The following is a 9,633-nucleotide window of genomic DNA, read 5'->3' on the forward strand; positions in this document are numbered from 1 at the left end:
ATCACGAAGTTAATGGAGGTCCTGGCTTGACTTGGCACAGCAGCAATTCCGATGCGCTAGAAAAACAATTGGGCATGCTGATCGACGCGACGCGACGCGAGCGAGATTTGACCTCCGCCCGATCTTCGGCAACTCAGACGCGCGCGGGAGTTTTAGTCGGCGCTGCCGGTTTAGTTGGAACTGCAAGCACCCTATCAACAGATCTTATGTGGATTCCATTGCTCGGTTTTGGAGTTGCGGTTGCCCTAGGGATTTGGGCCTTAGTACCGGACAAAGGCCACGCCGTCCCCACTCAAAATTACCTAGACAATGCTACCTCTTACACTCCTGTTGATCTATTGGAAACTATTCTGCGTAAGGAAATTGAGGCAAACGAAGCTAGTGCGAAAGTTGTTTCAGAACGCTCCTGGCTAACGATCGTTGGCTTTATTGTCTTGGTTTTGGCCTTCGGAATAGCAATCTTGTTTAATATCAACGATGCGTTAACCGAACCTAGTCCGCTAAAAGTTATGATTGTTGAGGAATGATGCCAAAGTCCACCGAGCCTTGCCCGCCTGGCTTTTACAGAACAATCTCTGGGAACTGTGTGCCAAATCCCCCCTTGGTGACCAGACTTGGAGAAAGTAAAAAACCCTCAGACTCGAAGTGATGCGGGCGTAACGGTCTACGCACCTGGGCAATCGCTACGATTCACACAGAACACTGTCGACAAAGCTTCGGGTGACCCACCAGTCGTGGTTTCAGTGTGCGGAGTCCGATGAGCATCAAGGTCAACAGTGAGGGCCAGGTGTTCCTTACTCCGCGTGCCTCGATGCGCTGACTGGCCTCGCACCGTCGACCCCAGTACGGGCGGCGCCGTCCGTAAGCTAGGCGCATGTGCGGTCGTTTCGTCGTTAAGGACAACACCGAGGGCTTGCTCCCGGACCTCTTCACGGGCGGCTTCGCCGGAATGCGGCCGAACTTCAACGTGGCGCCGACGTCGCCAGTGACCGTCGTGCGTGAGCGCGACGGGGAGCGGTCGGCGCCGACCGTGCACTGGGGGTTCGTGCCGGTTTGGGCGAAGGACTTCAAGAAGCAGCGGCCGCAGCCGATCAACGCGCGGATCGAGACGGTCGCGAGCTCGCCCATGTTCCGGAAGGCGTTCGCGACGTCGCGGGTGCTGATCCCGGCGGCCGGCTACTACGAGTGGACGGTCACGGAGACGGGGAAGCAGCCGCACTTCATCTACGAGCCCGACGCGGCCCTCGCGATGGCGGGCATCGTGTCGGCGTGGCCGGATCCGTCGAAGGCGGAGGACGATCCGGAGAAGTGGCGCCTGTCGACGGCGATCATCACCCGCGACTCGCATGTAGCGCCGGGTGAGGTCCACGACCGGATGCCGGCATGCATCACGCCGGACGGGTACGACGACTGGCTCGGCGGACACCTCGACGTCGACGCTCTGATGCAGCTGCTCGACCGGGAGTCGTACGCGGTCGCGCACGACCTCGAGCACTACGAGGTGTCCCGCGACGTGAACAGCGTCCGTAACAACGGACCGCATCTGCTCGATCCGCTCCCTCCCGTAGCGGGAGGCTAGGCGGATGACTCTCGACCCGTCGACGGATGCGCCGGCCGCGGCTGACGGTCACCCGCAGCTCGGGTCCATGCACAAGAACGGTGATCGCCGGTTCGGGATCGCAGGGGCGCGCTCCCAGACTCTTGCGGACCGCGGGACCCCGATGCTGTCGAGCCTGTACCACTCGACGGTCACTGAGCATGTGGGGGCGGTGCGGGTCGGAGACGAGCTGCGGGTGGAGTGGAACGGCACTCAATGGTGGGCGTCGTCACCGGCCGGCGTCGTCGGCCGGCTCTCCTGGTCGAAGAGCCTCCGGATCGACGCGACCCACGTCCTCGAAGGGCGAAGTCCGTACGACGACTCCGGCACTCTGCTGGTGCAGAGCGTCACGGTCGACCGGGAGGGCGCCGTGGTCGACTGTGGCGGCTACGTCGTCCCGGACGGTCACGATCCGGCCGAGTGGTCGACGTCGACGCCGGATGAGTCGGCGCGGGAGCTGCGCATCACGCTGACCCCGAGCGCGCCCGATGCGGTGGCGGCGCAGCCGCCGGCGCCGCGATCCTTTCTCCGTAGGCTCCTCGGGCGCGATCACTGGCGGGCTGCCAGCGGTCGCGGCGGGCGCCGCTGTTGGCGTCGAGCTGGCGTTCGACGTCGGCCAGGATCGCGCGGGCCGCGCTGCACCGGTGCTGGTTAGAGTGCGTCCGTGGTGTTGGTGCTGATGGACGCAGTTGTGATGACCGACTACGGGCAGTTCACGGTGACGCAGACAGGCATGTGGGACGGGGACGCGGACCGGTTCTTCGCCGGTCAGGTCAACGGCTGGGTCGCTGCGGCCGTTCCGGGCGTTGTGCATGTCGTGATGGCGCGACGGTCGGGTGGTTCTGGGGTGCGGGTCGAGCTGTGGGAGCGGGAGCCGGCGCCGAGTGATTGGGACGATGTTGTCGAGGTGTCGGCCGCGTTCCAGGACGGTGATGCCGTCCGGTGGGAAGGGTGGGGCGGCATGTCGGGCGGAGACCTCGCTCTGCCGGCGGGCAGCTATCGCGTGCGGGTGAGCGCTCAGGGCCGTGACGCCGGGAATGCTGACGAGTTCGCGGAGGGGGTGGTCGATCGGTACCTTCTTCAATTCTGGCCAGCTTCGGCAGCGCCCGATGAGGTACTCCGCACACTCAGCGAAAACGCCGAGTACTGGAACGGCGCGTGGGGGCAACGGCAATAGGGAATGCGTGACTGCTAGACATGAGGCGACTACCTTTACCTGCTTGGAGAAACCCTGATGGCGCAGAAGCTCACTCTTATCGATGACCTGGACGGCTCTCCGATCGAGGGTGACGGTGGAACCGTCACGTTCTCGATTGACGGCGCGAACTACGAAATCGATCTGTCGGCAGAGAACACCGCCGAGCTGCGCCGCGTGTTCGAGAAGTACGTCGATGCCGGCCGCCGCGTGCGGCGTGACGGCAACGCCGGCTCCTCGGCTCCTTCGCGCGGGAAGAGTGACCCGGAGCGGTTGAAGGCGATCCGGGAGTGGGCGGCGAAGAACGGCCGCAACGTCTCCGAGCGTGGCCGCATCTCTGCTGAGGTCCAGAAGGCGTACGACGACGCCCACTAGGGCGGCGTTACCGTTGACGCTCGGATGAGCGTCGGACGGGAGGAGTGCCGGTGAGTGTCGTGCGGGAGATGTCGGCCCTGTATCGCGGACCGTGGGGACGCCTGGGCGGCCTGATCACAGCGAACGCGGACGGCAGCGATCGCCAGCGCGTGCGCTCGGCGGTCGCTCGGTCGGTGTTCTCGCGCGGCGGGAAGATGATCCACTACTCTCCCGCCGCCTCGATCTTCGGGGACGGCGACGAGCGCGTCGAGCCGTCGCACGAGCTGCTGGCGTTCGCCGCGCATCAGTACGCGGTGCCAGAGGGGTATCTCACCGGCGCCGATGACAACGAGCTGCGCGACGTCGCCTTGCATCGCGCTCTGAACGCGAAGCACTTGCACGGGACGCCCGTCCCGGATTCGTTCACGGTGACGACGCGCTGCCCGACGCTCGGAGGCGAGTTGGGCGAGGCCGGCCACGCGGCGACGGCGCTGCGCACAGCGGAGCGCCGATCGCTACTTACCGCGATTCCTTACGCGCTGGTCGGTGTCGCGTTCCCTGGCCTGCTGACCTGGGCCATCTTCGCGAACGGCAACGACGGGCAGCACTGGTTCCTCGGACTCTTCTTCCTCGCGTTGACGGTGGCGAGCGTGTCGGCGGTGGCGCGGCGTGTGATCGCCGCTGTGAGGTTCTTCCGCCTGCCGCCGGCTACGGCGGAGCTGTGGTCGGACCTGCTGCTGAAAGAAGCGATCGCGACCTACTTCCACGACCTCTACTCGGAGGGGTACCTCCCGCGGGCGTGGTTTCACGACACCTTCTGCCGAAACCGGCCGATCACTCGACGGGCCTATGAGCGGCTGGGGACAGAGACTCTGACCCGCTCGATCATCACGTTCGAGGCGCTGAACGGCTTCCCGAAGCTGCGTCGAGCTCGACGGCGCCGGGACGGCGACGGGCAGCCGGCGAACTGACTTGTCTACTTGTCATCAAGTAAGCAAGTCGCCCTGGTCCCGCTGCTCGGCGGCACTCCATCGGGGTCAGTCCCAGCCTCAACTGCGAGGGTGAGGGCATGGCGAATCCCCGCACTCCCCTGGCTCGTGCCGCGCTGGTCAGCAACGGCATGGTCTGGTTCGGCCTGTCGCTGATGTTCGCCAGCATCGCGGGCGAGCAGACGTTCGCGGCGTTCGCCGGCCAGTGGTTCAACGTCCTCGGCTGGGTGCTCCTCGTCGCAGTCGCGATCGGGCTGGCCGTCGTCGGTGTGATCGAGAACCGGAACATCCGGGCGGGGAAGACGCACAAGGCGCGTCCCCGCCGCTGACCACCGCTCGAGCGCGGGTGGCCGTTCCACGCGCGTGACGGGGGGTCGAGGGGGCTCTCCCCCTCGTGCGGGCCGGCCCGTTCCGGGTCGGCCCGCACGCACGCTCAGAGCATGTAGAGGTGGTATCCGACCGCCACGCCCTCGCTGAGGGGTCCGAAGGTGTCGGCGTAGTCCTGTGTCTCGTGGCTGTTGGTGATGAGGTCGAGCGCGACGCGCTCCTCGTCGCTCTCGTCGCTCATCTCGTCGGGCTCGTCCTCCCACTCCCGCAGCACGCGGTGTCCGGAGTCGGTGACACGCCAGAGCGCCCAGAATCCGGCGAACGTGCCGACCGTCTCGCGCTTGAAGACGAGGGCCGTGGCGGTGGGCCAGGCGTGGTGAGCGGCGGCGGTGAGCAGGACGCGCACGGCGACGTGAAGGGCGCGGGTGTCGCCAGACTCGGCGGCGACGTTGACGAACACTTGCGCGGCGCGCAGCGCGGGGGTGTGTCCCCACTCATCGACGTCGGGGGCGGGGGTCGTGGTGGTAGTCATGGTGGGCCTTTCTGCAGAGTCGAGGGAGGAGGGCGGGGACCGGCGGCTGCCGGTCCCCGCGGAGCGGGCTAGTTCAGGGCCGCGGCGTCGGCGGCGGTGGTGTCGCCGGTGACGACCTGCTCGACCGGGGAGAGCGCGTAACCCCAGGCCGCGAGCTGGCGGAAGTGAGCGGCGGCGCGGGCGTCGCCGCGGCGCCAGGACTCTTTGCTCGTGTTCGCCTCCTGCCCTGCGAGGACGATGGCCAGCGCGATCAGGCGGGCCTTTGCGGGGTTCGCTTCGACCAGTGGGGCCAGCGCGTCGGCGTGGTAGCCGGAGGGCTGGGTGACGCCGAGGAGGGTGTGCGCGAGAGCATTGCCGTTGCTCATCCCGCCCGACACCGAGGAGCGGTGCGCGGTCAGTCCCAGGGCGATGACGCGCTCCGCGTCCTTCGGGAGCGTCTTTCGGGACAGGAGCGTCGCGATCCAGTCGCGGCGCACCGTCTCGGCGGCGATCCAGGCGCGGTTGTTCGCGAGGAGGATGCGGCGCTCGGCGGACTTCGCGGCCTTCTCCTCCTCCGTCTCGGGCTCGGCGGGCGCGTTGTAGGCGTAGCTGAATCCGTGGGCCGCGGGGTCCTGGATCGCGTAAGAGACGTGGGTGTTGCCGTCGTAGATGGTGCTCACGAGGACGCCGCGCGGCTCGATGGTCGCGATGTGCTCGACGGTGACGCGCTTGCCGTCCTCCGTGCGCAGCGGGTCGATGACGACCCACGCGCTGCCCTCACCGTCGACCTGCTCGCGGGTGAGGACGGTGAAGCCCGCGGCCTCCTGGTTCGCCTCCTCCACCAGGACGGCGACGCGGCGGGCACGAGCCTTGCGGTAGCGCTCGGCGGTGTGGGTGAACTGGCTCGGGTTGGTGGTGGCGACGGCGATCAGGTCGGCGCGCGCCTCGTCGTCGTCCTCGAATTCGAGGATGACCGCGGCCTGGTCCAGGGTCAGCTCGTGCTCGTGCAGCGCGGTCCGCGCGACCGCGGACTCCTCGACCGCCAGGCCCGCCTTCACGGTTGCGGCCTTGGTGCCGGTGCGCTTGGCGATGCTCGCGGCCGACAGTCCCTCGAACGACAGCTGCGCCCACGCCGCGGTGCGGTCGGCGGTGGTGAGTTCGGCGCGCTGGTCGTTCTCGATGATCTGCTGCACGATCCGCTCGGCGATCTTGTCGTCGCCCTCCACGACGTAGACCGGGATCGTCGCGAGGCCGATTTCACGGCTCGCGAGGGTCCGGCGCTGCCCCGCGCGGACGATGACGTTGCCGTGCTCGTCGCGACGTCCGAGGACGGGCGAGAGGATGCCGCTCTGACGGATGGAGTCGATGAACTCCTTCGTCAGCGGGGCGCTGGTACGGACGTTCTGCTCGATCACGAGGGCGGTCGGGTCGAGGTGCTCGATGGTCCCGGTTGCGGTGGTGTTCACAATGGTTTCTCCTTGATCAATGTGCGATCATTGAGGCGACGGGTCCCGTGGTTCTAGTACAACTACGGGGCTTTTGTCGTCTTCCTGATCGTTTTTCTTTGCCTCTCCGGCGGGATGAAATCAATTGAGTGGAGTCGGCGGAGTGCCGAGCATTTCGGGCGAAATAAGGGCGCTTGCGCCCGCGTCCGAAATGCTCGGCACGTAGCAGACGGAGCGAGATAGATTGAAACCGCGGAGAGGTGAAGAAAACGGGGAAACGGGCCGCGTAGCGGCTTCCCTTCGGCGGTGCTCCGTCACCGCTGCGCGGGCGGAGCTCGCGCCCCCGGAACGGGGATGCCGGGGAGTGTGAGGGGGTCGCCCCTCACGGGCCGGCCCGGAAGGCCGGCCCGCACCGCGCGGCTACCGGTCGGCGGGCTCGTAGCAGTTGGCGCAGTCGCACGGCCCGCCGGGGTTCTCCGTCCGCTCGACGGCCGCGATCTGCGCGGCCTGCTCCGCCGGGGAGAGCGCCTGCCACCCCTCATCCACCCGCCGGTTCGACTCGATGCGTGCCGCGCGCTCGTCCAGCGTCTCCGGGGTCGGGGTGAGGAAAGCGGCCAGGGCCGCGCCGGTGTCCTGCTTCTCGGCGGGGGTGAGGAACGCGATCAGCGCGGCGGCGTAGGCGGTGCCGTCGTCGGTGACCGGGAATCCGCCGGGGGCCCCTTCTCCGGGCAGGGTGAGCGTGTTGCGGATGTGCGCGAGGATCTCGGCGTCCGCGGCGGTCGCGTCGTCGTCGGACTCGGCGCGGCGGGTGTCGAGGATGAGGGCGAGCTGTTCGGCCGTGGCGCGGCCGGTGTCGGTGGGGGTCATGGTGTGGTCCTCTCAGCGGCTCATGAACGGGGCGACGCGGCGGATCGCTGCGCGGCGAGCGTGGGTGACGCAGTGGCGGAACGAGCCGCTGGTGATGCCGTGCAGCTCGTCGGAGTGCCACGCCTCCCAGACACCGGACTTGCGGCGGGTGACGAGCACGGAGGGCGTCGTCCTGGGGTCGGTGCCCACGACGCGGATGCTCACCGCGCGGGTGTTCGCGAGCGTGAGATAGGTCTTAGCCGTGGTCTGCAATTCGGTGGCGGTCTGCATGGTGTGGGTGCTCCCTCTGGCTGATCGTTTTTCTTTGCCTCTCCGGCGGGAAGAACCGTTTGAGTGGAGGCGGCGGAGTGACGCCCATTCCGGGCGAAATAAGGGAGCGCAGCGACCGCGTCCGGAATGGGTGGCGCGGAGCCGGTGGAGCGAAATAGGTTTGAACCGCGGAGAGGTGAAGAAAACGGGGAATCGGGCCGCGTAGCGGCCTCCCCTCGGCGGTGCTCCGTCACCGCTGCGCGGGCGGAGCTCGCGCCCCCGGAACGGGGATGCCGGGGAGTGTGAGGGGGTCGCCCCTCACGGGCCGGCCCGGAGGCCGGCCCTCGCCCGCTCAGCTCGCCGCGGCCGTCTCCGCGACAGCCTCGCGGGCCGCGCCGAGTTCCGCGGCGGTGCGGTGTCCTTGCACGTCGGCGTAGGCGACGGAGTAGGGGCGCGTCCCGGCGTTCCAGTCCAGCGCGACGGTCACGGTCTTGGGGTTTCCGCGGGTCACGACGCTCCACCCGTGCTTGTGCTTGATCGCGTCGCCCTTGGCGATCGTCTCGCGGCTGTAGATCGTGACCTGTCCGGCGGCGGCCTGCGCCTCGCGGACCTCCGACCAGTAGTCGCGCTGATCTTCGAGCTGCGCGCGCTCGGCGTGCAGCCGGTCGAGTCGGTCGCCGGTGGCGGGGGCGGTCGTCTCGATGTAGCCGCCGCCGAAGTTGTGCGAGCTGCCCTCGATCTTCCGCGTGTAGCCGCGAATGTCGGTATCGAGCCGGTCGATCCGGCGGGCAACCATTCCCGGCGCGTAGCGGGATTCGGTGGTGTGGGCGGCGACGTCGGCGCGGGCGCGGGCGCGGGTGGCCTCGCGGTCGGCCTCGACGCTGCGACCCATCGCGTTGTGGGCCTTCACGATCGCGTTACGGTGCCGCGTCTCGGAGTGGTGGCCGATCTTGATCGGCTCGCCACCCTCCGGGAGCCGATCGAACGCGCGGCGCGCGGCCGCGTCGGCGGTGTCGGCATCCGCTGCTCGCCGGTCGGCCTTCGCGTCGAGCGCGTCGACGCGGGCCGCCTGACGCTCGATGGTCGCCGCCTCCGCCTCGGCAGTCGGGCGGAACGTCTCTTCGGCCTCGATGGTGACCTCGTGTCCGGCGTCGCGCAGGGCGGTCGCGGCGCGGTTGATGGTCCACCACTTCGGCAGGCGGTCCCGGGACTGCGGGACGTACCAGGCGCCGATGGAGCGACCCCAGCGCCAGCCGGACGCCTTCAGGATCTCGGCGGTGCCGTCCCCGCGGCTGGTGCCCTCGATGAGGGTTCCGGCCTCGGGGGTGTGGGTGATGGTGAGCATGCTCTGTCTCCTTCTCGTCTCGGGGGTTCAGTCGTTGTCGCGGTAGTCGGCGGGCGTCTCGCTGCGGTCGTGCAGCGCGTACGCGGCCGGGAACAGGTCGAGCGCTCGCGCGACGTCGACCGGAACGACGACGTAGGCGCCGGAAGCCATGTAGCCGATCCGGCCCTCCCCCACGGGCTCGACGGGCTCGAAGTGCTGCAGCGTCACCCCGGCGACCGCTCCGCTGCGGGTGACCAGGTGCACGGCAGGGGTCTGCTCGGTCACCGGGTCGCGGCCACCGGCGCCGACGATGACCACCTGACGGGCGGTCCGGCTGATGCCCTCCGTCCCGGGTCCGTGGTACTCGCTCTTGATGACCTCGGTACGGGTGCCGCGCTGCTGAGTCATGGTGTGTCTCCCTCTGGCTGATCGTTTTTCTTTGCCTCTCCGGCGGGAAGAACCGTTTGAGTGGAGGCGGCGCAGTGACGCCGCTATCGGGCGAAATAAGCCCGCAGGGCGCGTCCGATAGCGGTGGCACGTAGCCGGTGGAGCGAAATAGGTTGAGACCGCGGAGAGGTGAAGAAAACGGGGAAACGGGCCGCGTAGCGGCCTCCTACCGGCGGTGCTCCGTCACCGCTGCGCGAGTGCAGCTCGCGCTCCCCGGAACGGGGAATGTCGGGGACCCTTCTATGGCTTCGAGTCAAGACCCAACACGCGATGAAGCGGTCGGTCGTCGTCTCGGCCTGAGACCCCACGGCGCCGGTCAGGGAGTCGA

General features: G+C 68.1%; 13 protein-coding genes. 7 read left to right on the forward strand and 6 right to left on the reverse strand.

The genetic code is table 11. From position 1 onward, the window contains the following. Positions 1 to 74: 74 nt before the first annotated feature. From C5C36_RS17380 to C5C36_RS15655, 7 genes are all read left to right on the forward strand, one after another. Positions 75 to 527: a hypothetical protein gene (locus C5C36_RS17380; protein ID WP_146078853.1), complete on the forward strand. Its 453-nt coding sequence runs from the start codon at positions 75 to 77 to the stop codon at positions 525 to 527. Between the two features lie 347 nt (positions 528 to 874). Next, the gene (locus tag C5C36_RS15630) at positions 875 to 1,579 is read left to right on the forward strand and encodes an SOS response-associated peptidase (protein WP_104227076.1); all 705 of its coding nucleotides are present in this window, start codon (positions 875 to 877) and stop codon (positions 1,577 to 1,579) included. 4 nt (positions 1,580 to 1,583) lie between these two features. After that, positions 1,584 to 2,252, forward strand: coding sequence for a hypothetical protein (locus C5C36_RS15635; protein ID WP_104227075.1), 669 nt, complete (start codon positions 1,584 to 1,586; stop codon positions 2,250 to 2,252). Positions 2,253 to 2,261: 9 nt separating this feature from the next. Then, a complete protein-coding gene (locus C5C36_RS15640; RefSeq protein WP_104227074.1) occupies positions 2,262 to 2,774 on the forward strand; it encodes a hypothetical protein in 513 nt (170 codons plus the stop codon). A 57-nt stretch (positions 2,775 to 2,831) separates the two neighbouring features. Beyond that, positions 2,832 to 3,167: an Lsr2 family protein gene (locus tag C5C36_RS15645; protein ID WP_104227073.1), complete on the forward strand. Its 336-nt coding sequence runs from the start codon at positions 2,832 to 2,834 to the stop codon at positions 3,165 to 3,167. A gap of 50 nt (positions 3,168 to 3,217) precedes the next feature. Then, the gene (locus C5C36_RS17765) at positions 3,218 to 4,117 is read left to right on the forward strand and encodes a hypothetical protein (RefSeq protein ID WP_104227072.1); all 900 of its coding nucleotides are present in this window, start codon (positions 3,218 to 3,220) and stop codon (positions 4,115 to 4,117) included. A 98-nt stretch (positions 4,118 to 4,215) separates the two neighbouring features. After that, a complete protein-coding gene (locus C5C36_RS15655; protein WP_104227071.1) occupies positions 4,216 to 4,464 on the forward strand; it encodes a hypothetical protein in 249 nt (82 codons plus the stop codon). Between the two features lie 104 nt (positions 4,465 to 4,568). Here the strand turns inward: C5C36_RS15655 and C5C36_RS15660 are convergent, their stop codons facing one another. The 6 genes from C5C36_RS15660 to C5C36_RS15690 all read right to left on the reverse strand — a co-directional run bounded on the left by C5C36_RS15660 (position 4,569) and on the right by C5C36_RS15690 (position 9,266). After that, entirely contained in the window at positions 4,569 to 4,994 is a 426-nt protein-coding gene (locus tag C5C36_RS15660) for a hypothetical protein (RefSeq protein WP_146078855.1), read from the reverse strand. Positions 4,995 to 5,062: 68 nt separating this feature from the next. Continuing rightward, positions 5,063 to 6,439, reverse strand: coding sequence for a ParB/RepB/Spo0J family partition protein (locus tag C5C36_RS15670; protein ID WP_104310013.1), 1,377 nt, complete (start codon positions 6,437 to 6,439; stop codon positions 5,063 to 5,065). 399 nt (positions 6,440 to 6,838) lie between these two features. Further along, positions 6,839 to 7,285: a hypothetical protein gene (locus C5C36_RS15675; RefSeq protein ID WP_104227123.1), complete on the reverse strand. Its 447-nt coding sequence runs from the start codon at positions 7,283 to 7,285 to the stop codon at positions 6,839 to 6,841. A gap of 12 nt (positions 7,286 to 7,297) precedes the next feature. Next, complete coding sequence (locus tag C5C36_RS15680) at positions 7,298 to 7,555, reverse strand: hypothetical protein (RefSeq protein WP_104227122.1); 258 nt, start codon at positions 7,553 to 7,555, stop codon at positions 7,298 to 7,300. A gap of 331 nt (positions 7,556 to 7,886) precedes the next feature. Next, a complete protein-coding gene (locus tag C5C36_RS15685) occupies positions 7,887 to 8,879 on the reverse strand; it encodes a DUF3560 domain-containing protein (protein ID WP_104227121.1) in 993 nt (330 codons plus the stop codon). Positions 8,880 to 8,906: 27 nt separating this feature from the next. Further along, a complete protein-coding gene (locus tag C5C36_RS15690; protein ID WP_104227120.1) occupies positions 8,907 to 9,266 on the reverse strand; it encodes a hypothetical protein in 360 nt (119 codons plus the stop codon). Positions 9,267 to 9,633 lie beyond the last annotated feature (367 nt).

This window comes from Rathayibacter sp. AY1G1, from assembly GCF_002932095.1.
In the GTDB taxonomy this organism is placed as follows: Bacteria; Actinomycetota; Actinomycetes; order Actinomycetales; family Microbacteriaceae; genus Rathayibacter.

What these genes read in the sequence shown, in the direction of transcription:
- C5C36_RS17380 (WP_146078853.1), top strand. Translation starts at nt 75, where the DNA reads ATGCTGATCGACGCGACGCGACGCGAGCGAGATTTGACCTCCGCCCGA.
- C5C36_RS15630 (WP_104227076.1), top strand. Translation starts at nt 875, where the DNA reads ATGTGCGGTCGTTTCGTCGTTAAGGACAACACCGAGGGCTTGCTCCCG.
- C5C36_RS15635 (WP_104227075.1), top strand. Translation starts at nt 1,584, where the DNA reads ATGACTCTCGACCCGTCGACGGATGCGCCGGCCGCGGCTGACGGTCAC.
- C5C36_RS15645 (WP_104227073.1), top strand. Translation starts at nt 2,832, where the DNA reads ATGGCGCAGAAGCTCACTCTTATCGATGACCTGGACGGCTCTCCGATC.
- C5C36_RS15655 (WP_104227071.1), top strand. Translation starts at nt 4,216, where the DNA reads ATGGCGAATCCCCGCACTCCCCTGGCTCGTGCCGCGCTGGTCAGCAAC.
- C5C36_RS15660 (WP_146078855.1), bottom strand. Translation starts at nt 4,994, where the DNA reads ATGACTACCACCACGACCCCCGCCCCCGACGTCGATGAGTGGGGACAC.
- C5C36_RS15675 (WP_104227123.1), bottom strand. Translation starts at nt 7,285, where the DNA reads ATGACCCCCACCGACACCGGCCGCGCCACGGCCGAACAGCTCGCCCTC.
- C5C36_RS15680 (WP_104227122.1), bottom strand. Translation starts at nt 7,555, where the DNA reads ATGCAGACCGCCACCGAATTGCAGACCACGGCTAAGACCTATCTCACG.
- C5C36_RS15685 (WP_104227121.1), bottom strand. Translation starts at nt 8,879, where the DNA reads ATGCTCACCATCACCCACACCCCCGAGGCCGGAACCCTCATCGAGGGC.
- C5C36_RS15690 (WP_104227120.1), bottom strand. Translation starts at nt 9,266, where the DNA reads ATGACTCAGCAGCGCGGCACCCGTACCGAGGTCATCAAGAGCGAGTAC.